General features: G+C 51.4%; 26 protein-coding genes. 9 read left to right on the top strand and 17 right to left on the bottom strand.

All coding sequences use genetic code 11. The annotated features are described in order from the left end of the window. Nucleotides 1-209 precede the first annotated feature (209 nt). The 6 genes from AC4G46_RS13915 to AC4G46_RS13890 form a co-directional block, all read right to left on the bottom strand. Nucleotides 210-650, bottom strand: coding sequence for a GNAT family N-acetyltransferase (locus AC4G46_RS13915; RefSeq protein WP_491128451.1), 441 nt, complete (start codon nt 648-650; stop codon nt 210-212). Nucleotides 651-656: 6 nt separating this feature from the next. After that, on the bottom strand, nt 657-1,157 hold the full coding sequence (locus AC4G46_RS13910; RefSeq protein WP_491128450.1) for a VanZ family protein: 501 nt from the start codon (nt 1,155-1,157) through the stop codon (nt 657-659). Continuing rightward, nucleotides 1,141-1,827, bottom strand: coding sequence for a ribose-5-phosphate isomerase RpiA (gene rpiA, locus AC4G46_RS13905; RefSeq protein ID WP_491128449.1), 687 nt, complete (start codon nt 1,825-1,827; stop codon nt 1,141-1,143). The genes AC4G46_RS13910 and rpiA overlap by 17 nt, the downstream gene beginning before the upstream one ends. 90 nt (nt 1,828-1,917) lie before the next feature. Next, nucleotides 1,918-2,394, bottom strand: coding sequence for a GNAT family N-acetyltransferase (locus tag AC4G46_RS13900; RefSeq protein WP_491128448.1), 477 nt, complete (start codon nt 2,392-2,394; stop codon nt 1,918-1,920). A 38-nt stretch (nt 2,395-2,432) separates the two neighbouring features. Then, entirely contained in the window at nt 2,433-2,966 is a 534-nt protein-coding gene (locus AC4G46_RS13895) for a macro domain-containing protein (RefSeq protein WP_491128873.1), read from the bottom strand. Nucleotides 2,967-2,970: 4 nt separating this feature from the next. Beyond that, nucleotides 2,971-3,441, bottom strand: coding sequence for a hypothetical protein (locus tag AC4G46_RS13890; protein WP_491128447.1), 471 nt, complete (start codon nt 3,439-3,441; stop codon nt 2,971-2,973). Nucleotides 3,442-3,666: 225 nt separating this feature from the next. On the opposite strand from AC4G46_RS13890, the gene fsa reads away from it, so the two are divergent. The 3 genes from fsa (at nt 3,667) to AC4G46_RS13875 (ending at nt 6,110) form a co-directional block, all read left to right on the top strand. After that, nucleotides 3,667-4,320, top strand: coding sequence for a fructose-6-phosphate aldolase (gene fsa, locus AC4G46_RS13885; protein WP_068727461.1), 654 nt, complete (start codon nt 3,667-3,669; stop codon nt 4,318-4,320). A 128-nt stretch (nt 4,321-4,448) separates the two neighbouring features. Further along, the gene (locus tag AC4G46_RS13880; RefSeq protein ID WP_491128446.1) at nt 4,449-4,889 is read left to right on the top strand and encodes a MarR family winged helix-turn-helix transcriptional regulator; all 441 of its coding nucleotides are present in this window, start codon (nt 4,449-4,451) and stop codon (nt 4,887-4,889) included. Between the two features lie 12 nt (nt 4,890-4,901). After that, nucleotides 4,902-6,110, top strand: coding sequence for an MFS transporter (locus AC4G46_RS13875; RefSeq protein ID WP_491128445.1), 1,209 nt, complete (start codon nt 4,902-4,904; stop codon nt 6,108-6,110). 8 nt (nt 6,111-6,118) lie between these two features. Here AC4G46_RS13875 and bcbE read toward each other — a convergent pair whose 3' ends face one another. From bcbE to AC4G46_RS13860, 3 genes are all read right to left on the bottom strand, one after another. Then, on the bottom strand, nt 6,119-7,384 hold the full coding sequence (gene bcbE / locus AC4G46_RS13870; protein WP_491128444.1) for a bacillibactin exporter BcbE: 1,266 nt from the start codon (nt 7,382-7,384) through the stop codon (nt 6,119-6,121). Nucleotides 7,385-7,576: 192 nt separating this feature from the next. Next, nucleotides 7,577-9,931 carry an RNA polymerase recycling motor HelD gene (gene helD / locus AC4G46_RS13865; RefSeq protein WP_491128443.1) on the bottom strand — a complete coding sequence of 785 codons (2,355 nt, stop codon included), beginning with the start codon at nt 9,929-9,931 and terminating at the stop codon, nt 7,577-7,579. Nucleotides 9,932-9,976: 45 nt separating this feature from the next. After that, nucleotides 9,977-11,008 carry an FUSC family protein gene (locus AC4G46_RS13860; RefSeq protein WP_491128442.1) on the bottom strand — a complete coding sequence of 344 codons (1,032 nt, stop codon included), beginning with the start codon at nt 11,006-11,008 and terminating at the stop codon, nt 9,977-9,979. Nucleotides 11,009-11,353: 345 nt separating this feature from the next. Between AC4G46_RS13860 and AC4G46_RS13855 the strand changes: the two genes are divergently transcribed. After that, nucleotides 11,354-11,848: a hypothetical protein gene (locus tag AC4G46_RS13855; RefSeq protein WP_491128441.1), complete on the top strand. Its 495-nt coding sequence runs from the start codon at nt 11,354-11,356 to the stop codon at nt 11,846-11,848. A gap of 66 nt (nt 11,849-11,914) precedes the next feature. Here the strand turns inward: AC4G46_RS13855 and AC4G46_RS13850 are convergent, their stop codons facing one another. Further along, the gene (locus tag AC4G46_RS13850) at nt 11,915-12,559 is read right to left on the bottom strand and encodes a phosphatase PAP2 family protein (protein ID WP_491128440.1); all 645 of its coding nucleotides are present in this window, start codon (nt 12,557-12,559) and stop codon (nt 11,915-11,917) included. Nucleotides 12,560-12,669: 110 nt separating this feature from the next. Here AC4G46_RS13850 and hfq point away from each other — a divergent pair, with 110 nt between their 5' ends. After that, a complete protein-coding gene (gene hfq / locus AC4G46_RS13845; protein WP_039872699.1) occupies nt 12,670-12,891 on the top strand; it encodes an RNA chaperone Hfq in 222 nt (73 codons plus the stop codon). Nucleotides 12,892-13,062: 171 nt separating this feature from the next. On the opposite strand, the gene AC4G46_RS13840 is transcribed toward hfq, so the two are convergent. Continuing rightward, nucleotides 13,063-14,169, bottom strand: a complete 1,107-nt coding sequence (locus tag AC4G46_RS13840) for a lactonase family protein (RefSeq protein WP_491128439.1) — start codon at nt 14,167-14,169, stop codon at nt 13,063-13,065. A gap of 226 nt (nt 14,170-14,395) precedes the next feature. Here AC4G46_RS13840 and AC4G46_RS13835 point away from each other — a divergent pair, with 226 nt between their 5' ends. Next, nucleotides 14,396-14,731 (top strand): hypothetical protein, encoded by a 336-nt coding sequence (locus AC4G46_RS13835; protein WP_090716633.1) that lies wholly within the window; start codon nt 14,396-14,398, stop codon nt 14,729-14,731. A 226-nt stretch (nt 14,732-14,957) separates the two neighbouring features. Next, the gene (locus tag AC4G46_RS13830) at nt 14,958-16,160 is read left to right on the top strand and encodes a peptidylprolyl isomerase (protein WP_491128438.1); all 1,203 of its coding nucleotides are present in this window, start codon (nt 14,958-14,960) and stop codon (nt 16,158-16,160) included. Between the two features lie 83 nt (nt 16,161-16,243). On the opposite strand, the gene AC4G46_RS13825 is transcribed toward AC4G46_RS13830, so the two are convergent. Next, on the bottom strand, nt 16,244-16,438 hold the full coding sequence (locus AC4G46_RS13825) for a DUF2188 domain-containing protein (RefSeq protein WP_491128437.1): 195 nt from the start codon (nt 16,436-16,438) through the stop codon (nt 16,244-16,246). A gap of 75 nt (nt 16,439-16,513) precedes the next feature. Then, the gene (locus tag AC4G46_RS13820; protein ID WP_491128436.1) at nt 16,514-17,113 is read right to left on the bottom strand and encodes a nitroreductase family protein; all 600 of its coding nucleotides are present in this window, start codon (nt 17,111-17,113) and stop codon (nt 16,514-16,516) included. Between the two features lie 383 nt (nt 17,114-17,496). Here AC4G46_RS13820 and AC4G46_RS13815 point away from each other — a divergent pair, with 383 nt between their 5' ends. Together AC4G46_RS13815 and AC4G46_RS13810 are read left to right on the top strand one after the other, a co-directional pair. Beyond that, complete coding sequence (locus tag AC4G46_RS13815) at nt 17,497-18,816, top strand: metallophosphoesterase (protein ID WP_491128435.1); 1,320 nt, start codon at nt 17,497-17,499, stop codon at nt 18,814-18,816. Between the two features lie 28 nt (nt 18,817-18,844). Then, entirely contained in the window at nt 18,845-19,060 is a 216-nt protein-coding gene (locus AC4G46_RS13810) for a helix-hairpin-helix domain-containing protein (protein WP_491128434.1), read from the top strand. 76 nt (nt 19,061-19,136) lie between these two features. Here the strand turns inward: AC4G46_RS13810 and AC4G46_RS13805 are convergent, their stop codons facing one another. From AC4G46_RS13805 to AC4G46_RS13790, 4 genes are all read right to left on the bottom strand, one after another. After that, nucleotides 19,137-20,651 carry a copper amine oxidase N-terminal domain-containing protein gene (locus AC4G46_RS13805; RefSeq protein ID WP_491128433.1) on the bottom strand — a complete coding sequence of 505 codons (1,515 nt, stop codon included), beginning with the start codon at nt 20,649-20,651 and terminating at the stop codon, nt 19,137-19,139. A gap of 101 nt (nt 20,652-20,752) precedes the next feature. Next, nucleotides 20,753-21,421, bottom strand: a complete 669-nt coding sequence (locus AC4G46_RS13800; RefSeq protein WP_491128432.1) for a TraX family protein — start codon at nt 21,419-21,421, stop codon at nt 20,753-20,755. Between the two features lie 168 nt (nt 21,422-21,589). Further along, nucleotides 21,590-23,383, bottom strand: a complete 1,794-nt coding sequence (locus tag AC4G46_RS13795) for an LTA synthase family protein (RefSeq protein WP_491128431.1) — start codon at nt 23,381-23,383, stop codon at nt 21,590-21,592. Between the two features lie 226 nt (nt 23,384-23,609). Continuing rightward, nucleotides 23,610-24,599, bottom strand: a complete 990-nt coding sequence (locus tag AC4G46_RS13790; protein WP_491128430.1) for an aldose 1-epimerase — start codon at nt 24,597-24,599, stop codon at nt 23,610-23,612. Between the last annotated feature and the right edge of the window lie 67 nt (nt 24,600-24,666).

Here is a 24,666-nt window from a genome sequence, read left to right as displayed (position 1 = left end):
ATATATGATACATTTTAAGAATTAACCCTTTGGCTTGCACAGCAAGAAGAAACGGCTTTGCCGTCCTTTAAGGGACGGTATCCGTTTCTGCGAGAAATAGAAGGATTATTTATGACGTGCAACATATAAATTCTTATATTTCAAAAAAAGCCACCCGGCAACTTACGCCGGATAGCTTATCTTCAGATAACAACAGCTGCTTACAAGCTCTATTCGTCATCCTCATCTGCTTCAACTTCATACACACAACGGAACATTTCGATTCCCGCCGGATTCTCGCCCAGACTGTACACCATAAAGCCCAGGGCGCGGTAAAAGTTGGCGGCAACCTCATCCTCCGTTTCCGCCAGTACATAACGCGGACTCCGCAGGGTCATCAGCTCGAGAATCATACCGCGTGCATAGCCTTTGCCCCTGTTCTCAGGCAGCACCGCGATGTGGCGGATATCAAGTGAACCATCCTCCGTCTCTTCAAAGCCGACGAGGCCGAGCAGCAGCCCTTCCTCTTCCCAGCCGTTAAGCTGCAGGGCGGCATATTTGCCGTATTCGGCCGAAGCGCGCCAGAGCGCATCCGGTTCATCAATGACCGCATAGGCCAGCAGCTCATCTACTTCTGGTGTTCCTATACGCTGCTTCAGATCGATAAGCATAAATGTTCAAGCCTCCCTAAATGTTGATGTTATTCTCAGAAGTAATAATCCCGACCAGACGCCGATAAGGTTAAGCAGCAGGTCATCAACGTCAAAGCTGCCGACCCGCAGTATCATTTGCAGCGTTTCCAGAAGAAGAATACAGAGGATTGCCCACAGTGTCAGTATAAAAGGAGAGCGGAACCGCTCCAGAACCAGCGGCAGCAGCAGACCAAACGGAACAAATACAATGACATTGCCCGCCAGATTCACCAGCCTGCCGGTAAGGGAGACTCCGTTATCCAGATCGAAATACAGCTTCACCGTACGCAGCGGCTCCAGATTATATAACAGCGGCCCCTCTGTACGGACAGTCCTTCCAAACCCGAGAAACATCCAGTATAGCACAGCCCCGCTGTAAAGAAGCAGTACAAGTCCGGCAAAAAAACGTACAGCCGGCCGGGGACGCCTGCGGGAGGAAGAGCGGCGGCCCCGGCGGTCTACCCGCTTCCTAGAGATCGGTTTCACCTTCGATGATCTCGATGCTGCCGTCTTGCTTGCCGATAATTGCCATGCTGGCAATACCGATGAACAGCCCGTGATCCACTACGCCTGAAATGCCCTGGAGCTGTTCCGCCAGCTCAGGGGCTGAAGCAATCGCTCCAAAATGGCAATCGGCAATGTAGTTACCGTTGTCCGTCCGGTAGAGCTCATCCCCGCTGCGGCGCAGCTCCGGTCTGCAGCCGAGCTTCGCCAGCTTGGCTACCGTCCATTCCCAGGCAAACGGAACAATCTCCACAGGCAGCGGAAATTTACCGAGTGTGTCAACCGCTTTGCTCTCATCCGCCACTACGATCATCCGCGTGCTGCCCATCGCCACGATCTTCTCGCGCAGCAGGGCTCCTCCGCCGCCCTTGATCAGCTGAAGCTTGCTGTCCAATTCGTCCGCACCGTCAATGGTCAGATCCAGGCGGTCGATCTCGCTGAAGGCTACCAGCGGAATGCCCAATTCACGTGCCTGATCCTCCGAAGCCTGCGAAGTGGCCACAGCGGTAATGTTAAGGCCCTCCCGTACACGCTCGCCCAGCTTCCGGATGGCCCAATAAGCGGTTGAGCCTGTTCCCAGACCTACCTTCATCCCGTCCTGTACATATTCCACGGCTTTCTCCGCAGCCAGCTGCTTAACATTGACACTCATTTTAATACCCCCATATTTTCCTATATAATGGTCTAGGCTTGACGATATGATCCTGATGCTGGAATGGGTTCTGGATGCGCCATCCGGCATTCAGGACAATATTTTGCCGTAACAGATACTGTCCGGATCTCCAATATACTGGCCGAACAGGTCAATGGGCCGGTAGCCGTGCTTGACATAAAGCGCAATGGCTTCCGGCTGTTTAATTCCGGTCTCCAGCTTGATCTCCACGCATCCGGCGGCAGCAGCCTTTTCCTCCAGATCCACCAGCATTTTACCGGCAATGCCCATCTTGCGGCTGCCGGGATCCACATAGAAACGCTTCAACTCCATCACGCTGCTGTCCTTCTCCAGCGGCCGCAGTCCCCCGCAGCCGACCGGCTGCCCACCCAGATAGGCTACGACGAACGTCATCTCTTTAACCTTGGGGTCAGAGAAATCAACCACATAGATCATTTCATGCGGGTAGCGTGCCTTCAACTCCTCATCCAGACGTTCAATCAGATCCCTCAGATCCCTATTATCGGGCTGGACAGTAACAAATTTCAATTCAGTAACAGATGACATCTCCAGGGCTCCTCCGTCCTTCCGGTTAACCGGTCTCTTTAGATATAGCTTTTAAGCGTTTCCTCGTAGAGCCGGGCATTGTCCGGCTCAAAGCAGATAAATGTGATGGTTTCCAGCGGCAGCTTGTCCGGCCCAGTGCTTTTAACGTAATCAACAACGGTAGAAAGAGCCGTCTCACTGGCCAGTTTTTTCGGGAAATTGTAGATACCCGTGCTGATATTCGGAAAAGCAATACTGCGCGCTCCGCGGGCGCAGGCCAGGTCAAGGCTGCTGATATAGCATCTGGCCAGCGTCGCCTCCTCGCCTGCACCTCCGCCTTTCCAGATCGGTCCGACAGTATGTATGATCCCCAGGTTAGGCAGTCTGCCAGCGGTTGTAAATGCAGCCTCGCCCGGCATGACGCCGCCCTGCTTCTGGCGGATCACCGCACATTCGGCGGCAATCTGCGGGCCGCCGGCACGGTGGATCGCCCCGTCAACTCCGCCTCCGCCGTAAAGTCCGGAATTGGAGGCATTAACGATGATATCGCCTTTCCAGGCTGTGATATCTCCGGCACTCACCGATATAACCACATGATTAATGCGGGCTTGCATATCCGGCTTCCTCCCTCACCGTAGCTTCCAGGGTGATAATCAGCTCTTTTTCCCCTTTGCGCTCCGCTTTACCGGGAAAGGATAAGTGTTCAGTCAGAACACGCTGAATGGATGCAGCGCGGATATGTGTCTGCATCCATTGCCGGGCATCCTCAAGAGTCATTTCTCCGGTACCAGCCGGTACACGGCACAGAGCATAAGTAGTTCCCGTTTCTCCCTCGTGGAGCTGTTCCTCCGGTCCGGAGAGCACGGTATATTGAAATAAGGGTACCGCTTCCGGCCTTTCCTCATCCCCGTGAAATTGCTCAAAAAATACGGAATACATGAGTTTTCCGGTAGGGGCCGCAGCGCTTTCAGCCTCCTGCTGCCTGATCAGCCTGCTGTTCTGATAGGCGATCAGTCCGGCGGCAAGCAGCAGAAACAAGGCGGCACCGGCAATTGCCGTGATCATCATGCTCACCTGCCATTCGCGTTCTTTTATACAACACCGTTACTATATTATCATGGGAAATGATGCCGGGGAATGGCCCTAAGGGGTGTAATTCGGAATATAACAAAAAATCTATAAAGTTAAATTGAAATATTCATATTAACAGTTGAAACTTCGTGCAGCATGATACATAATGAGGTTGTACAAGCTGTTTGTCAATCCATAAGATATCAAGGAGGAATAGCTTCAATGAAATTTTTCTTGGATACCGGTAATATTGAAGAAATCAAACGGATTACCCGGCTCGGATTAGTGGATGGCGTGACGACAAATCCGTCGCTTATCGCCAAAGAAGGCAGATTGTTCAAAGATGTAATCAAAGAAATCGTTGAGATCGTACCCGGTCCTGTAAGCGCCGAGGTTATCGGCCTTACAACTGACGAAATGCTGAGCGAAGCGCTTGAAATTGCAGAATGGGCACCGAACGTAGTCATCAAGCTCCCGATGACTGAAGACGGCCTGGCTGCCTGCTACGAGTTGACCAAACGCGGCATCAAGACCAACGTTACCCTTATTTTCTCCGCCGCACAGGGCCTGATGGCCGCTAAGGCCGGCGCTACTTATATCAGCCCGTTTGTCGGCCGCCTGGATGATATCGGGGTTGACGGAATGAAGCTGATCAAAGATCTGAAGACAATCCTGACCAATTACGGACTGTCCTCCGAGATTATTGCAGCCAGCATCCGCAATATCGCCCATGTGGAAGAAGCGGCAATTGCCGGCGCGCATATCGCGACCATTCCCGGCTCCCTGCTCCCATCCCTGTGGAAGCATCCACTGACCGATAACGGAATTGACCGGTTCCTGAAAGACTGGGAATCGGTACCAAAGGAAGCAAAATAACAGATTCATTTCACAAGTGAAGTACCTCCCTGCGCGGGAGGTGCTTTTTTTTGCCGCTGCATTAGTTGACAGCATTAGTTGTCATAATTATAATTGTCATAACATCTATTTATGAAAGGACGATTCCTATGTCCGGTTCCCCCCAACAATTTCTGGGCTTTCTGCTTGGCTCAACCTACCGGAGAATATCCACCGCTTTCGCACGTGCGCTGAAGCCTTACGACATCACGCCTGAACAATGGTCTGTGCTGCTGATGATTGTGGACCGCAGCGGAATTAACCAGAAGGAGGTTGCAGCCGCAGCCGCCAAAGACCAGCCTACAACCGCAAGAATTGTTGAATTGCTGCTCAAGAAGGGCTTCATCACGAAATCGCTGAACCAGAGTGACCGCCGGGCTTTCCTGCTCTATCCGACTGCCGAGGGCAAGCAGCTGATCGAGAACACTGTCGCCCTCGAACGGCAGGTCATCAGCACAGCTGTAACAGGCCTGACAGATGTGGAGCTTGAACAGCTCCGAGGTATGCTGGAGCATATCTATCACAACACAGAGAATACACAACAAGAATAGGAGCAGAACATATTGAATCATTCATCAGAACGCTTATGGACCAAATCGTTTGTCACTCTTACCATCTGTAACCTGCTTCTGTTTATCGGCCTGCAGATGACCTTGTCGACTTTGCCTGTCTATGCCAAAGACAGCTTATCCGCTACATCAGTGCAGATCAGTCTGGTTACCAGTCTATTTGCACTTAGTGCTATTGCTTCCCGGCTCTTCGCCGGCAAAGCAATGGAAAAAGGCGGCCGCAATCTGCTGATCTTCCTTGGCGTGGCGATTTCCTTAACCGCCGTAGCCGGCTATTACTGGTCAGGGACTATTACGGTCCTGCTGCTGATGCGAATGCTGTTCGGCATCGGCTTCGGCATGGCCAGCACCGCATTCCCGACAATGGCCTCCGATGTCATTCCGATCCGCCGGATGGGTGAAGGCCTGGGCTATTTCGGCCTTTCCACCAGTCTGGCCATGTCAGCCGGACCGCTGATCGGACTCAGCCTGCTGCAGGGTCCAGGCTTCAGCTCTCTGCTGCTGTGCACAGGACTCGCCATTGCTATCATTCTGCCGCTGGGCTACCGCCTGACCCGAAGCCTGCCTGCTCATCACAAAGAGCCTGCGCCGGCTGCAATACCCGGCGGGCCTAAAGGCAATGTGTTCCGTAAGCTGCTGATCCCCGGCCTGCTGAATCTGCTGCTGTCGGTTTCCTATGGCGGACTGCTTGGTTTTCTTGCTCTGTACGGACAAGAGTCATATTTGGATCACATTGCTTACTTTTTCCTGTTTAACGCCGTGGCTATCGTCATTATCCGGCCTGTTTCCGGTAAAATCTATGACCGTTTCGGCCCGGCAGCCCTGCTGATTCCCGGCAGCCTGTTCATTATAGGCGGACTGCTGCTGCTCTCCTTCGCCTCCTCAACCGCTGCGCTGTTTCCGGCAGCACTCTGTTACGGCATCGGTTTCGGTTCCATGCAGCCTGCGCTGCAGACCTGGATGATCCAGTCCGTCGATCCCCGTCAGCGCGGGACAGCCAACGGGATGTTCCTGAACTCTCTGGATTTCGGAGTCGCTGTCGGCACCATGATTCTTGGCTCAGTTGCTCTATATAACTCCTATGCCGTGATGTACCGTTATTCAGCGCTGGCGCCATTGCTTTTGCTGGTCATCTACAGCGTAGTTCTCATCACAAAGCGGCGCAGCCGATCAGCTTCCAGCCCGGTTCAGGTAAGCCGGTAATTTGGCGGTTACCGTGCCCGCTGGCGGATTGCTCGCGGAAGCTGAAGCTGCCTTTCACCTCTTTGACCGCTTCCGGAGCTCTTTTTGCCGGGAGTAACAGCCAGCAGAGTAAGGAGACCTCCTAACGCACTGACTCCAGCCATCGTACCGAACAGCTGCCATTGCCCCCTTGGCATAAGCAGCGAGACAACCGGCGGCCCCAGGGCTACACCGATGAACCTCATGCTGCTGTACAAGGAGGTGATTGTTCCGCGGTTTTTCTGGTCAATGCCTTCGGTAATCAGGGCATCCAGACAAGGCAGTGCAATACCGATTCCCACCCCTCCCACACTAAGCAGCCCTACCAGCCAGTAGAGCCCTGAACCAAACCCTGTGATCATCATAGCCGCAGTTATCAGGAACATACCGCCGCAGCCGATCCATTTCATCCGCGGCTTATTCTGCCCGATGATTTTCCCGCTTCCGTAGGAGGCAAGACACAAGAGCGCAAGCGGAATGGCCAGTACGAGACCTTTAATGACCCCGTGAATCTTATATTTGTCCTCAAGCGTCTCCGATAAATAAAAAAGGACCCCGAAGGTTACAAACATACAAATACCGCCTATGGCAAAAATAGCATACAGCCACCGGCCGTGCTCCCGCAGGATAGCAACAATGCCTGACATAAAATCTTTAAGGCTCTGCTTATCAGCTTCCCGTTCCGGTTCCTTCACCAGAAACAGAACAAGCAAAAAAGAAATGATGCATAAAGCCGGAATGGAGATAAACGGAGCGTACCATAGCAGCAGCCCCAGATAAGCGCCGAGAATCGGACTAAGCACCTTGCCGAAGGTATTGGAGGTTTCAATCAGGCCGAGACTTTTGCTTACCACTTTTTCGTCTTTAAACATATCCCCAACAAAGGGCAGGACAATGGGAAAAGCACCTGCCGCACCGATCCCCTGCAGCACACGCCCCCCCAATATGATCCAGTATGCCGTTATTCCTCTGGTAAACAGGGCAGCAGCGATACATACAGCTCCGCCCGCAGCAGCAATAATCAGGCTTGGCATAATGATTTTTTTGCGCCCGAACCGGTCAGAGAGATAGCCGGCAACCGGAATCATCAGAATAGCCATCAAGCCATACAGTGTAATCAACAGGCTGACCTGAAAGGAACTGATATGTAACACGCGCGATATTTGCGGCAGTACCGGAAGGAGCATGGAGTTGCCAAGGGTCATAATAAGCGGAATGGAGGCTAACGCCATAAGATCCCATTTCTTATCCTTCATGGAGCGACCACCTTTACTGTCATTGACAATCCCCGTTAGTGTGCTTGGTTCTGTGCGCCTGTATGCATACAAAATTAACCCGTAGAGTGAGGCCCTCAAAAGTAGATGAGTGCAACAAAAAATGGCGCAGTACGGTCCCTTATAGGGCCATCCTGCGCCATTTTCCCCTTGTTCAGTTAGAGCTGCCGGCAATTACAGTAATCCCGCTTCCTCCGATCCTGCTGCTGCCGGATCGGGCAGAAACGAGCTGGGCCGGCCCAGGCTGTATATATGCAGCAGATGCATAGCCCGGGTACAGGCGGTATAGAACAGCTTGCGTTCATTTTCCCTGCCGTACTTTTCCTGTGAGCCATCATAAATAATTACAGCATCAAACTCTACACCTTTGGCCAGGTAGGCGGGAAGCACCAGTGTTCCCTTCTGGAAATTCGGGGTTTCCTTGGTTACCAGTCTGACCGGAAGGCTGTTTTGCAGCTTGGCATGCACTCCGGCACTCTCTTCCGCCGTTTTGCAGATAACAGCAACATAATGATAGCCTGCGGCATGCAGCTTCAGCACATCCTGCTCTACTGCAGCCAGCAGCTCGGGTTCACTGTTCACAACGGTAAGGGACGGAGTCTCCCCGCGCCGGTTGAAGGGGACAATCCGTTCTCCGCCGGGAATCATGGCCCGGGTAAATTCCACTATCTCATACGTGGAACGATAACTCCTGGTCAGGGAGATCACCTCAGTGTTCTCCTTGCCGTATATGCTGACCAGGCCCGACAAATCGCCAAGCACTTCACCCTGGGCATAAATGGCCTGGTTGAGGTCCCCCAGCACCGTCATTTTGGCCCGCGGAAAGAGCCGGCGCATAAATTCCAGCTGGAACGGGGAGTAATCCTGTACCTCATCAACAATAACGTGGCGGATGAGTGTATTGGTCCGGAACCCCTGGCTCAGCTCCTTCAGATACAGGAAGGGCGTTGCATCTTCATAGGCCAGCTCACCGGCGGTTATCGTATCCAGTGTAAGCCTGCAGATTTCATCCCAGTGCTCCGGCAGCCCTGCCCCGGAATTCATGCTGTCCATCAGCCTGCGGTCCGTAAACAGCCTGCTGTAGAGCCCTTTGACATCGACGAACCGGCCGCGCTTGGTCCAGCCGCGCAGCGGCTTCAGCTTCTGGCTGACGATATAGCGGGCCAGCATGCTTTTCTCGGTATCAAAATCATCAAAGCTCTCGTTGTGCCCGCCGCCCTTGCGCCGAGTCATCTGGTACGCACGCTGGTAGTCGCTCGTATCCAGCAGCTCCATCTGCTCCTCTACCCACGGGGCACTGCGCTCTTCTATGCTAAAAGCTGCAATTTGCTTGAGGAGCCAGCTTGTCATCAGATCGATCCGGTTCGCAAGCTTGATATTAGGATCGTAAGTGTAGAACTGCCGCTGCATCTCTTCCTTGCTGACGATAGCTTTTCCCTGAAACATCAATGGTTTGAACAGCATGCCCTCATGCTCAAGCAGATTGACATATCTGCGGATGGCATCAAGAAAAGCTACCGACGATTTATAGCCGATTCCGGCGCGGCGGATTTCTGCTGACGGATGATCCGGCGCGGCCAGCAGGCTCTCGGTCTGGCTGAACACATCTTCAAGCTGAAATTCCTGGCCGAGCCTGTGCTCCAGATACATCTGGAAGGTGGTCTGCTGCATGTTTTCTTCACCGAGCTCAGGAAGTACCGTAGATACGTAACTGTTGAACAGCGGATTCGGCGAGAACAGCAGCATCTGGTCTGCCTGCAGGACTGCGCGGTATTTATAGAGCAGATAAGCTACACGCTGGAGCGCTGCTGAGGTTTTGCCGCTGCCCGCCGCTCCCTGGACGACCAGCATCCGGCTCCGGTCATTACGGATAACCGCATTCTGTTCCTTCTGGATTGTAGCTACAATGCTTTTCATCCGGTCATCCGCGCTGTGGCTCAATACCTGCTGCAGCAATTCGTCGCCGATGGTCATCCCGGTGTCAAACATGACCTCAATCAAGCCGCTGTCGATCACGAACTGGCGTTTGAGCTCCATGGTTCCGCTGACCAGGCCTCCAGGCGTCTCATAGGCAGCAGGCCCGGGAGCTCCATCATAATAAAGGCTGGAAATAGGTGCACGCCAGTCGTAAATCAGAAAGGTGCCGTCGTCCTCCATTAATGAGCCGATTCCAAGGTAAATGCGCTCTGCCTCAGCGCCGGGCTGTTCTGAGAAATCAATCCGGCCGAAGTATGGTGATTGAACCAGTTTTCTATATTTCTTGAGCGCCTTGCTCGACTGCAGATGGTGACGCTCCCGTTCATTCAGGATTTGCGCCTGCTGCCTCAGGCTGGTCGAGGTCTCCCCCAGATCATCCGGGCTGCTGAAGTTTACTGTAACCTCTTCCCAGAAATCTTTGCGCATATCGACAACATCGGTACGGTGCAGGCCCAGCTCTTCTGAGAGACGGCGGATATGGGCGGTTAGCAGCCGTGTAATTCCTGTCACCCGTTCCTGTTCTTGTTTCCATTCTTGATCATGTTTCTCCACTGTATTTCATCCCCTTTAAAAGGTTGACGTTCAAGTCTGCTCCGGTTATTCCTTCTCATCACTGTTCACCCGGTTGATCTGATCCGCCAGCCGGTCAAGCCGGTCAAGCTGGTAACCATAATCATAGATCGCCGCCGCTACCACTGACAAGCGCAGCTGTCCCGATTTCTCGGGATTATAGCCCTGGATGGCCGCCTCCAGGAACCTGTCATTGTCTTCGGCAAGCGGCTCCGAATCATTGGAGCCCGGCTTCAGCTTGTCTTCGAACTTGAGCAGAATGTACTCATGATATTTGATCAGCTGTTCCAGGTGCCGGTCAAACAGCTCATCGGTCCGCTCGGTCCGCTCTGCCTGGAAATAATGGCGGTCAATCGCCTCCAGCACCTCAAAACCTTTTTGCAGGGTGTGCAGCAGGTTTTTATATACGACCATTTGCCGGGTCTGGCTGTATTTTGCCCTGCGCAGCTGTTTCTGTTCCTCCTCAAAAAGAGCATATTTATCGGCCAGCGCCTTGATCGAGCCTTCCAGCGCATTTTTTTCATCACGGAACACGCTTTCCTTCATCTCATGCGAGACTGCGGTCCGCAGCAGGAGTGACAGGCTGGTAAACACATTCTCAATCTGCTGGATGTACTGCTTGCGCGGCTTGGGCGGAAATACGCTGATATTTATAAGAAATGCAGAGACAATCCCGGTCAGTGTAAGTAGAAAGCGGGTCAGCGCGAACTCCCACTGCCCGGACGCCTCCATAACGGAAATTACAGTAACCAGAGTCAGGCCGATCGTATCGGCGCGGTTCATTTTCATACTGATCATAATAACCAGAATACATACAAGTCCTACTGCAATCGGTTCATTAGACAGGAGCATCCCGCCCAGCAGCGCAATCACCGCTCCCATGGTGCTCGTCTGGATCTGGTCCAGGAAATACCGCCATGAGCGGTAAATGGACGGCTGCATGGCAAATATTGCTGCAATGGCTGCGCCGACAGGAGAGGAAAACTGCAGGAGTACAGATAAATAAAGGGCAAGTGTAACTGCCATTCCTGTTTTTAATATGCGGGCGCCAAAAGCCAAATCCATCCCTCCTAAAGTTTTGCATAGCATATGCATCCAATGTAGTTCTTCGGCAAAACTTACTTCGGAAGCATACGCTTCGTTTTGCATAGCATATGCATCCAATGTAGTTCTTCGGCAAAACTTACTTCGGTAAAACTCGTTTTCGGAGCGTTCATCTAACTTTATTCACATCTGTTATGTATATCCTGTAAATCTTCCGTCAATCTCTATAGGGTACAAATGTAATTACCCATGAACCAAGCCGGCGAATTTTTAGACCGGCTTAAGCTAAGCTTCATGTTTCTTTCAGCTTACCGGTAATACTGTGTACGGCAGTACCATTCCATCCCAAGAGGTGAACGCATGAGCAACAAGATCAGAAGAATTGCAGCATTTACGGCAGCCATCATGCTCTGCCTGGCTCCGGCCGCTGCTTATGCCGAGACGGGCTCAGGCAGTACGCCTACACCGGCAGCAGACCATACCAGCCCGGACAAAGACCAGCCGTCACATCCGCACCACAGCAAGGGCCTGAAAACAGGCGGGCATTTTATCCTGGGTGAAACCGCAAGGCTTCTGGAAATGGACCGCCGGGAGCTTATGGACAGCCTGAGAAACGGACAAACCCTTTACAGTCTGGCCAAGGAAAAAAAGGGCTGGAGCGAGGACCAGTACATTCAGAAGCTGAGTGAAGCCGCCAGCCTCAAGCTGGATGAGTCCCTCAAGGAAGGCCAGCTGACCAAAGAAGAAGTCAAAAAGCTGAAAGCAGGGCTTCCGGCACTGCTGAAGCTTAGCATCTCTGCAGCCGCCAATCCGCATAAAGGTAATCCTGGAAAGCCGGCAGTACCGGCCCAATAAGCCGGGATACGGACACCATAACCTGTACAGGCTATGGTGTCCGTATTTTATTTATACATAAAGGCTTTATTTCCGCTTTCGGGTATTCTGATAAGCTTCAAAGCAGGCTACCGACAGCATCAGCCAGGCGCCGCTTGCCGCATAACCTCCGATTACATCGCTCGGATAATGGACACCCAGATAGATCCGGCTCCAGCCAATACCAAGGGTCATAAGGACGGTGAACATAATCAGTATAATCCGTTCTCTCTGCCTCCGCGTATGACGCCAGAGCAGATATGCCAAAGCCCCGTATAAGGAGAAGGCAGCCATGGAGTGTCCACTCGGAAAGCTGTAGCCAGCCTGTTCAATCAGACGGTGAATACTCGGGCGCTCCCGGTGAAACCACAGCTTGAGCCAGGTATTCAGCAGCTGGGAGCCTAAGCCCACCCAGAGGAACAGAACGAGCTCCATTCGGTGCTTCAGCACAAAAAAGAGCAGCGCCATGGTAACAAGTGAAATCATAACCGCCAGCTTCGAAGAGCCGACCAGTGACAGGCTTTTAGCCAAAGAGGTCAATCCTGGCGACTCCGCTGATTGTACGGCATGAATGATGGAATTGTCAAAATAAGCCGTCTTGTTCAGTGCCACAAGCAGGGCAATGACGGCAAAACCCAATGCAAACCATAAAGAGAACCGGAATCCTCTGGACCATCTGCGGTAATGAAACATAACAAACCCCTTGTCTGATACGTATTCTGTGAAGACATTGCCTGAGAACCGTCTTGCCGTGATATAATGGGACAGGAAGACAATTCATACAAAGATGGAGTGCTGCCAAAGTGGAAAGTCTAAAGCTGCAGGAGCGTTTGTTGAACCAGTGCATTTCAACAAAGGTCCCCGTAACGATTTTTACAACTAACGGAGTCAAAATGCAGGGACTCGTCACCTCTTATGACGCTTATACAATCACCCTGACAGGACAGGGCGACGGCAAACAGAACGTTTTGTTCAAATCAGCGGTCTCCACGGTTGTACCGCTCAAGCCAGTTTCGCTTAAATAGGCAAGTAGAAACGGCTTCGCCATCCTTAAAAAGGCGGCAACCGTTTCTGCGGGAAATATCAGACCTATATAGATCTGCAAGTTTATACTTTCTGATATTTTTAAAAGGAACACCGGAGCCAGCCCTTCCGGTGTTCCTTTTTTGGTCAATCAGCTATGAAGCCGGCCTTAATCAGGCAGGAAATAATGCCGGCTTGACACAAACCGGCTTGGACGTCTTCGCTTCGTTACCGGTAAAGGTCAACCGTCCGGTATCTGAATCGAGAGAGAATACAACCAGGTTATTGCCGTCACGGTTGGCTACAATCAGATATTTACCATCCGGTGTAACAGTGAAGTGGCGCGGGTGACCTCCATGTGTAGACACATGTTCAACCAGCGTAAGCTCCGCCGTTTCAGCATTCACTGCATAGACCACAATACTGTCATGACCGCGGTTCGAGCCATACAGGAAGCGTCCATCCGCCGAGAAGGCGATTTCGGCACAGCCGTTATTTTTATAGGAATAATCATCCGGCAGCGTAGGCACGGTAACCACTGTCTTCAAGGCTCCTGACTCACTGTCATACAGGAAAGAGGTAACCGTGCTGTTCAGCTCGTTAATGACATAGGCGGATTTGCCGTCCGGATGGAATACAAAATGACGCGGTCCCGCCCCTGCTTCCACCTTGACTTCACCCTGAACCTCCAGTGTGGCAGTATCCCGGTTGACCCGGTAAGTCCGGATCAGGTCCAGGCCGAGATCAGAGACAAACAGGAAACGCTCGTCCGGGCTGAAAACAGCCGAATGCGGATGCGGCTTCTCCTGGCCGGGCACTGTTCCTTTACCCGTATGTACGGCAGTGTCTGTCAGGCGCACCGGCGTTCCGTCAGCATCTGCACTCAGCAAGCCTACAAGGCCGCCATGATAGCTGCATACCACGATAAACTCGCCTGCGGCATCCCTGTTAATATGACAGGTTGTCGTCTGTCCTGCTTCAGAAGCAGGCATAGTGGCAATCCGGTTCAGCTCAGTCAGGCTGCCGGTCTGGGGATCAATAGCCAGGGTAACGACCTCGCCCTCCTTGATCCCGTCCTTGTTAAGCTTCTCGCCAATCGCATACAGCCGGTTCTTCGCAGTATCCACATTAACAAAGGTAGGATTGGCGATGCCCTGTACACTGTCCAGCAGCTTCAGCGTACCCCCGGCCTCCCCGTCAAACGCATACACCTGCACTCCGTTATCCTCAGCACTCGCATAGGAGCCGGCAAACAGCAATAGTCTGGAATTTTCTTTCATCTCGGTTTTCCTCCTCCATAAGTCCATCAAGGTGTTTTACATGCAGCCTGGCTCTCATTCGAACAACAGCCATCTTTATAATTTACAATTTTTCAGCGTCTATGACAAATGCAACGGAAAAAATGACAAAAAACATTTCAAAAATAAGACTTCTCAAAGAAATAAGAATATGCTATAATGAAAGCGCTAACACGCGTCGTTAAAATTGTAAAAAGGGGGAACACGAATGAGCAGCCTGCTGGAAGCCAGAAATGTATATGAGGACTTCGAGGTGGAAACAGACATTCTGTTCTTTAAGGTCGGGGACCATGATCTGGTCATTTTTCACGGCAGAAACTATAACATTAAAAAGAGAATGACTGCCGAGCAATTAAACCGTTTGTTGTCGAATTCCAGTTACTATCATGTTTACGGAGGCTGCTACGTGAATCTGAACAAGATCAGCGCGATTGAAGACGACTGCATCTATTTCGGAGAGAAGGGCCTTTACGCCAAAAATGTCCGTGTTCCCAGACGGAAACAGGAAAGCATACGCCATCTGCTGAAAGGGCTTACTTCTTAAGCAAGTATTTGAATGCAGAAACAGGCTGGACTTATGCAATCTTATGACTTCTGCCAATAAGCCGGAGCGCACGGGAATCCCCTGCCTCCGGTTTTTTCCTTTATCTTAATGAAATCTTAAAAAGCGTTTTTGCTTTTTTATACTTTCTTAAGGTTTGGAATCGGAATTTCTGGTAAAGTTGTAGAAAGACAGGCATCACCTATATCGAAGGGAGTCATTAATTATAATGGACAAAAAAGAATTTGAAACAAATGGGCAATTGAACAACAACGCAACACCCGAAGAGACTGACCCTTCCGCAAACACCAATGAAGCACCAGTGGAAGCCGAAACGGTTCCTGCAGCTGCAGAAGAAGCTGTTCCAGCAGCACAAGAACCGGTTCAACCAACTAATAATGCAGCAGCAGATGTAACACCTGAAGCTGTTCCTGTGATGAGCAAGGTTGGCGGCGGCAATACTCCTCCCTCCTCCCCTAAAGGCGGCAAGGGCTGGATGATCGCATCGATCGTTCTTGCAGCAGCACTGATTATAGTATTGATCAAACCGCCTTTCCAGAAAGATGACAGCAGCGTTGCAGTGGCTACCGTCAATGGTGCTGATATTACCAAAGCGCAGCTGTACGATAAGCTGGTTGAAGCTGGCGGCGAAACAACCCTGCAGAACCTGATTACAACTACACTTGTAGACCAGGAAGCCAAGAAAGCCAACATTACGGTTACCGATGAAGATATCAATGCGGAAATTGAAGACCTGAAAACCCAGTTCGGCGGTGAAGATGCACTGAATGCCGCACTGGCCCAGAGCTCCATGACCCTTGATGATCTGAAGGCGCAAATGCCGCTGCAGGTTGAAATCCGCAAGCTGCTTGAGCCTAAGGTTACCGTTACCGATGAAGACATTACCAAATACTTTAATGACAACAAAGCCACCTTTAACCAGGAGGAAGAAGTACAGGCTTCCCATATCCTCGTTGCTACCAAGGAAGAAGCCGATGCGATTGTCAAGCAGCTTAAAGAGGGCGCTGATTTCGCAACCCTGGCTCAAGAGAAATCCTCCGATACCGGTTCCAAGGAGAAAGGCGGAGATCTTGGCTTCTTTAAAAAGGGAGATATGGTTACAGAGTTCTCTGATGCTGCCTTTGCACTCAAAGTCGGTGAAACCAGCGGTGCTGTGAAGACGGATTACGGTTACCATGTCATCAAAGTAACGGACCGCAAAGATGCTCATGAATACACACTGGAAGAAAAGAAAGAAGAAATTAAAAAGACCCTGATTTCCCAGAAGGTGTCCGAGATGTCCTCCACCTGGCTGCAGGATCTGACTACAAATGCCAAGATTACCAACACACTGACGGATGAGCCGGAAGCCTCTGCATCACCGGAAGCATCTGCTGCACCGGAAGCTACAGAAGCACCTGCTGCTGAATAAGCTGACCTAATAACAAAAGGACCAGACGGTTAATTTAACCGCTGGTCCTTTTTTATGCTGCCCGGTTAGAGCAGACAGCGCTATTATGTGTTTTTCTTGCGGATCTGCTTGTCGTGATTCTCGCCCCACTCTTTGGCCTGGGCCGTGGCGATTGCGATGGCCCGCCCTTCGTCGTAACCGTCCTCCAGCAGCGCATTGGCGATTTCAATTGCCTTGTTGCGCACCGGTGCCATGAAATTCTTCAGGGAGTCCGGATAATCATCCTTGTTCCAAGGCATAACAAAAACCTCCTTATTCAGGTTATAGTACTACTTATCCCGAATAAGGAGGTTTCAAACAAGGATGGCCCCTGCTTATTTAATCACTTTTACACGGTCTTCAATCGGCTGGAATTCTTTCGGTCCCGGTGCGGTAACCGTTTTGCCGAACGGCAGCTGGGCAATCAGCTTCCATTCTGCAGGAATGCCGAAGGTTTCCTTCACTTCATCATCCATCAGCGGGTTGTAATGCTGGAGCGAAGCGCCAAGGCCGGCTTCAGCGAAGGCAGTCCATACTACAAACTGCAGAATACCCGAGGACTGGTTCGACCAAATCGGGAAATTGTCAGCATACAGCGCAAAATTCTCCTGCAGATTCTTCACAACCGCCTGATCCTCAAAGAACAGTACGGAGCCGTAGCCCGCTTTGAACGAAGCCAGCTTCTGGGCTGTGCCTTCGAATTGCTCGGTCGGTACAATTTTGCGGAGTGTTTCAGCAGTGATATCCCACAGCTTATCATGCTGTTCACCCAGCAGAACTACCGCTCTGGAGCTTTGGGAGTTAAATGAAGTCGGGCTATGTAATACGGCCGCTTCAACAATTTCCTTAATTTGATCATCCGAGATCGGGGATTCCTTGCTGATTGCATATACGGACCGTCTTGCTTCTACAGCTTCCAGAAAACTCTTAGACATAAGATAACTACCTCCACTTATTTTAGTAACTAACTTTTGTATATCTTAACACTTATATTCCGATAAAACAACACCTATTTCATATTTTTTTCCTGCTGCTGTGTTTGTATCCACCCTTATTCTCGCTGTAATCCGCTTGTTTATACGCTTTCCACTATTTTCTATAATCACGAGAGCGTGATTCGAAACACCTGCCTGCCCATGCCGATATACAAAACCGCTGTAAATGCGCTACAATGATTCAGCCATATTGCTGAAGGAAGGTCCTGACCATGATATTTTCCGCCAAAAGAAACGGTTTTCCGTTTAAAAAATCACCCTGGTTTGCTTGCACTATACTCCTTGCCGCAGTTTCTATCCTGCCGGGCTGCAAAGACACAAATTTGTCATCAGACGCTCCCGACGAAGGAGCCGTTGCTGCTGTCAGCCCCATGACCTCTACCCAGCCGGTGTCATTCTGGGTTGCAACAGATACCCATTATCTTAACAAGTCTCTGCAGGACGGCAGTCCGGCCTTCCAGAGCTATGTAAACGGCGGTGATGGCAAAATGCTTCCTTATAGCGATGAGCTTATGGAGGCGCTAGTCCATGATACAGAGCTGAAAAAGCCGCAATTTCTGATCCTGAGCGGCGATCTGACCAACAACGGTGAGGCGGAGAGCCATAAGGAGCTTGCCGCCAAGCTGAAGCGTATCGAGAAGCAGGGCACCTCTGTTTATGTCATCCCGGGTAATCATGATCTGTTCAACCCCTGGGCAAGATCTTTTAAGGGAGATAAACAGATTGTGACTGACCATATCACCAGCCAGGATTTCACGGAGCTGTATGCTGACTACGGATATAATGAAGCTATCTCAAGAGATACGGACAGCTTGAGCTACGTTGTGGAGGCTTCACCGGGCTTATGGCTGCTTATGATCGACAGCAGCCAATATGTAAACAACGAGAAATACGGATTCCCGCAGACGGACGGGCGGATTCTTCCGGCGACCTTATCCTGGATAAATGAATGTGTGAAGCTGGCTTCAGCGCAGCATGCTTCCATCGTAACAGTGATGCACCATAATCTGCTCAGTCACACTTCAATGCCCGTATCCGGCTTCAAGCTTAACAACAGTCAGGAGACATTGGCAGCCCTTCGTCAGGACGGCCTTAATCTCGTGTTATCCGGACATATTCACATGCAGGATATCCGCCGTGATCCTGCTGCAGACCAGACAGCAGCTGATTCAAATGCCCTTCCGGTGTACGATATTGCCACCAGTGCCTTTGCCGTCAACCCGCACCAGTATGGTGAGATGACCTTTGATCCCCGGTCCCGGGAGGTCACCTACCATACCGCTTCAGTTGACGTCGAGCAATGGGCGGCAGACAATGGGATTACAGATCCGAACCTGTTAAATTTCAAAGCATATGCCGAGCAGTCTTTTTCTGAAAGCTCCTATAACAAAGCGATGAAGAATCTGAAGGACAGCAGCTTCAGCGAAGCAGACAAGCAAGCTATGGCCAAGATGATGTCGGCGCTGAATGTTAAATATTTTGCCGGCACAGCCGGCACTGATACAGAAGCCATAGAAGCAATGCCGGGTTACCAGCTTTGGCTAAACCAGAGGGACGGCTTTATGTCCGGATACATCAGCAGCATGCTCAAGCCCAAGGAGCAAAGCAACATAACACTGGAAGTGACTCTGACCACGCAGTAGGCAGCAATGCTGCAGAAAGGAGCCTGCAATGACCACCCGAATGGTGCCACCTGCCGGTAGTGACCTACCCGGCAAGCTCTCCCAGCCTGCGCTGCGGGCACTGGACCATGCCGGCTTTACCCGGCTGGAACAGCTCGCCCGGGTCAAGGAAGCCGATCTCCTGAAGCTCCACGGCATGGGGCCGAAGGCGATCGTTATTCTCCGGCAGGCGCTTGCCGCAAAAGGACTTGCTTTTGCCGAATAATATGAATCCGAAGCAAAAAGCCGGAGTCCCGCTTAAGGGAACTCCGGCTTTTTATTAATACAAATACTTGCACTGGTTAAGGACGTTCGATCCAGATGTAGCCATCCTCATCCTTCTCAACCTTCGCATGCAGACCTTCGGCCAGCACACGGAGCGGAACATTGGCATCCCCGTATTCATCCACGAATACCGGAAGCGGCAGCTTCACAGTCTTCCCGCTCACAAGCGCCTGATCGGAACCGATTTTGAATACGACAGCATCCCCGTATACATCATCAGTTACAGTAATGGACTTGTTAGCGCCGTCCCAGGTCACTTCGGCATCCAGATCCTCGGCTACATAACGCAGCGGAACCCAGGTGGTCCCTCCGATCACTACCGGATAATAATAGTCGTCATCCGGGGCAATCATCAGTGTTTTGGATGTTATTTTCAGATCGTCCTTAAGCACATTGTATACAGTAGAGCCCGGCTCAAAATTACGCAGGGTTTCACCCGGAGTCAGCTCGGTGTTCGACAGATCCAGAGCACCGTCCTTGCTGATCAGGTCTGCGGTAACCGGCCCGTTCACATTCCAGGTCTGGCTCTGCGACTGAACCGAAATGCTCTTCAGCGGCAGGTCCTCACTGGCAGGCAGTGCAACGGTCAGATCAAGGTTCTGCTTCCGGATATGGAAGCCGCTGTCTACAAACAGATCCACCTGCAGCTTCGTATCCTTGCTCAGCACAGTAGCCAGTTCAGGTGTTGTCTCGTAAAGATTCTCTAGCTGCTTGTCATAGACAAGCAGGAGTGCATCCACAGCCAGTTTGGCAGCATCATGGGCTACAGTCACAACGCCTTCCTTATCCTCCAGCGGAATATCGCCGAATCCGAGCATATCCAGCTCGTCATCAGCTCCGGCTGCCGTCAGAATCGGATACAGGTAATCATAAAGACCGCCAATCAGGGCTGTAAAGCCTTCAGTATCCTTCGACACGGATTTGAGGAAGCTCTTCACCAGAGCAGGCAGCTCGTCGCCTGTAATTTCGGTATGTAGCTTCGTCAGGTTCAGCTGCTGGCCATACACAGTTTCGCTAACCGAAGTAGCGCTGATTGCAGCCGGATTTGGCAGATTCTTCACCACAAATTGTGTAACAAGCTTGGAAATATCCTGCAGCTTGCTCTCATCCAGCCCTTCTACACCAAGCGATTCATTGTAGCTCTCAAGCGGGAAATAGAACGGCTGCTTCGCTCCCTCTGCATTAAAGACCACCGCCTCCTGATCCATGGACAGGGTAAACGGTACAGTCGCCTGCTTGTAGGTTACAGATCCGGCTGCGGAAACATTACCGTTATCCTGCAGCTTTACATGAGCGATATTAACAGAGAAGGAATTGATAAGTTCAATCATTTCCAGATCCTCGGCACTGATTCCGTCAGCCGGAACAGCCTTCAAGGATAAGGTGGTGCTGGACTCCACTGATTTGACATCAAGATCCCCCAGCAGAGCCTTGTTAACGTCCAGCCCTCCGACTGTTTGGCAACCCGCCAGAATCAGCAGCATTGCCAGTACCGGCAGCAGCCATTTGGTGCCTTTCTTCATTCTCCTCATAGCATGACTCCTTTATCGGTTTTTTGTACATCTATCCATCAACTCATAAGAGGAAGGACTCGCAGTGAAAAGTGCTGTATACCTTGGTTAAAGGAGCTCTCCTAAAGCATAAACAGAGTTTTCCATTGAATATTTACCCAATCCTGGTAAAGGGTAATCTTGATTATGGCCAGTACCGCCAGGTGACCCGGATAAAAGGACCACCATACCCAGCGGGGCAGGCGTTTTTTCTCAAGAAAAGACCATGCAGCCGGAGATACCGCAACAAGAATGGTCGGTACGATACTGAACATCTGAACCAGCCAGCCGCTATAGAACAGATAGAAGCTGTTCAGCACAAAATGGGCCAGAATCAAATAATACGAACGTGCATAACGGAAGATCAGTACGAGGATCAGACCGTAGGCATTATAATCAAGCGGTAGAACATCCATGACATAAACAGCTATCAAAACAACCGGAATGCCCAGCCATAGCGACGGCAGCTTATCCAGTATGAGCAGCACAATAGCCGAGAGCAGCAGCGTAAAGACAACATTCCAGCCCCCGGGGTCAAGCGCCATATTGTAAGGAACCTGGGCAATAACCGCAATGAGCAGCAGCCTCATCAGATACCTTGGTCTCGATTTAGTATGTATATGCCCTTGCACCAGCGCGTAGCAGTAAATCGGAAAGGCGATTCTTCCAATGATTCTCCAGCCCATCTCATACGGGAAGAAGATGTAGCCTATGTGATCAATAAGCATAGTAAGCATTGCAATAATCTGCATTTCCGGCCTCCTGATTTAAGTTCTATGAGTGTTATTATCCAATGCTTTGCCGGACAGTGCAAGCCTGCCTACTATTTCCACAACCTGCAAGCGTTTTCCTTCTATTCAGAAGCTTCTATAAAAAGACAGCCGCCTGCGCATATGCGCAGGCGGCAATAACGGGCAGATTCAAAACAGCAGGCTTGCGGAGTAGCTCCCGCCCTCCAGCAAATCGTACTCGACCAGACGGTAATCCTCCAGAAGCTTCTGCTGCCGGGGAGTAAGTCCGCTAATCAGGCCGGTGCTGCCGAGCAGCACAGCTTTACTCAGCCCGGGAATCTCTGCCTGAACCTGTTCAAGCAGCTTATAATACGGGGGCAGGGACATTCCGGACAACCGGAAGACCTGCGGCCCCAGATAAGCCGGACTGAGCGTCCCAAGCGGGCCCGCTCCGATGTCGAAGTTAGCCAGGATCATCAGCTTTGTCTCATGCTTCAGCCGGGGCTCTCGATCCCAGCCTGCTGCCGTATAAATACCCGAGGACAGTGCCGGCAGATGGTCGCCCCAGAATACAGCAATGGTTGGCCGCTCTATTGTCAGCAGCTCCTGCTGCAGATAAGCCAGCGATTCGTCGGTAAGGCTGGTATTGTGCACATAGGTTTCGATTTCATCTTTATATTCAGCCTCCACCCCGCTGACGCTAATGGTATTAGGCCCGTTCAGCCCTTTGGTGAACGGAAAATGATTCTGCATCGTCACCAGATGGAGAAATAACGGGTCTGCTGCCGATTTAAACCGCCGGACGGCCTCCTGCACGGCAAACTTGTCGGAGATATACCCGTCAGGTGTAATACGGCCGCTGTCGCCCAGATCCTTTTCACTGGTGAACGAATCGAAGCCAAGCACCGGATATACCCGGTTGCGGTTATAGAAGGTTTCATCGAAGGGGTGCAGCGCCTCTGCCCTGTAGCCGCGCTCCTTCAGGATGCTGACGATGGACGGCAGGGAGGACATTTTGACAAGCCGCTGCTGGTATGGAATGGAGCCGTCTTTCAGGAAATACATGGACAGGCCGGTCAGCGCTTCAAATTCCACATTAGCCGTATTTCCGCCAAACTCAGGCGATAGCAGATAGCCGGAAGGCACTGTGGCTTCCGCCGTATGGATAAAGCTAAGCGGGTCTTGACTGAAAGCAAGCCCATCCAGCCGGGTCGGGTCAAAAAAGGCTTCATCCATCATGAACAGAATGTTGGGCTGCTCTCCTGCAGCAGGTACACTCCCGGTATCCGGCAGCTCACTGTACCTGGCAGCAATTTCTTCGATTGCCTGCCGGCTGTACCCTTCCGGCTGCTCCATCAGATTTTGCCGCATATTGCCTGTAAAGGCGTAGAGAAAGCCGTTCTGCGTATAGTTCACCTTCTGGTTCCAAAAGATATTCTGGTATTTCAGAGAGGAAGCAAGCGGACTCTGCCCGCTTACCATAGCGATAAATCCGGTCAGAAAGATAACTGATACAGCGCCCAGCGTTAATCTGAACGGCAGGCGCAGCATCACCTTCGGCAGCCTGCGCAGCAGGAAGACAAGCACAGCAACGAACAGCACTCCTGCGGCCAGCAGCAGCGGCGAGATCATGCCCTTCGTGATGGTCCGCATATCTGCGGCATTTTTGAGCAGCAGCAGATCCCAGGGAAACAGCGGCTCCCCGGTTGTTGACAGCTTTTTATAATTTATAGTTCCGGCCGCGGCACCGGCCAGCAGGATTATTCCCGGCCCGATATACATATTGGGCAGAAGGACTGATGCTGCCAGCAGAAGGAAAAAGAAAAACAGGCTGCCGGATATATATAACAGCGGATATTCACGGATCCAGCCGAATATACGCTGTAGTTCCAGACTGAATGAAGCTGCCTGCAGGCAAAAATTCAGCAGAAATCCGGCAAGCAGCAGGCCGGCTGCCAGCAGCCATGTCTGCCTTGGTAACATTGTGTGGCGCAAAACAATCACTCCTATCTATACTAAACGTGTAGTATACGCCACTTACCTTAAAACTGGATTAAATCCGGTTCATCCCCTAGTACCGTTGCTCCTATTCTTAACCTCCGCCGGCTAGAGGTATACTCTTTTAGACAACCAAAAAGGCGGGAGCAGCACATGGCTGCTTCCCGCCCTCTTTTAACCTTCCAAATATACACTGCATTAGCTGTCCATACTATTTTACATACAGACGGCCGGTCTCTTCCCAGAATTCTCCCGGCGCCAGACTGAACAGCCCGATCTGATCAGCCGGAAGATCAACCTTCGGTGCATTCACGAGGTTTATCTGCGGTTCAGGGCAGAAGAAGCCTTCGGTTGCCCCGTTGTTCCAGATCATCCACTGCTTGTACGATGTTCCTACATCATAAACCAGCGTTACACCAGACTTGCTGTCTGTGAGCTCCATGCGGTTGCGGCCATTCTGGGCCAGGGCGGTATAATGATTGTCCATAGGCGCATAGAACGGGTACAGCCCTTCATCACGCAGGGCAAGCTCGTCGACAGTCAGCTCCTGGAAGGCACCTGTCGGCAGCATGCGCTCGTTAAGCTCCCAGCGTTCGCCGATCGTCAGCTTCACCTTGTAATCCTGCGGTGTACTTCCGGGTGCAAACGGCGCATTAATGGCGGTATGGAAGGCCAGCAGACACGGCATCAGCTCTTCTCCGTCATTGTGCACCTGCAGGTGCTGGGACAATCCGCCTTCACCAAGCGTATAGCGCAGCTTAACGGTATATTTGAAGGGCAGGTATTGATAAGAAGGATGGTTCTCATCTACCTTGATAGCTACTGTAACAAAGCTCTCGCTTTTGCCGGCGCCAAATTCTTCAACTTCCCAGGCAGCCGTATGTAAAAAACCATGCAGATGGTTGCCGGTTGCCGTCTCGTTCACCGGAAGATGATAAGTCTTGCCGTTGAAAGGGAATTCTCCGTCCTCATAACGGTTTGGGGGAAAGAGCACCGGAATACCATGAATCCCCGGGCTTGCTTTGAATGCTTCCATCTCCTCCGCAGCCGGCTCATGCAGGAAACGGTAACCATTCTCGGTATCGCGGAAGCAGATCAGATTGCCCCCGATGTGCGGCAGGATCGCCGCCTCATAACGTCCGGCCTTTAGCCAGACCGCAGCTTCCCCTTCAAATTGTCCTTCATAAGCAGTAATCGACATTGTACATTCTTTCTCCCTTCCATAATCTCAAAATGACTCTCTTAGATAGATTAACACATCTGCGGAA

This window comes from Paenibacillus sp. fava2 (assembly GCF_058313675.1).
The sequence above is the reverse complement of the archived record's forward strand: the minus strand, read 5'-3'. Positions and strand labels throughout refer to the sequence as shown.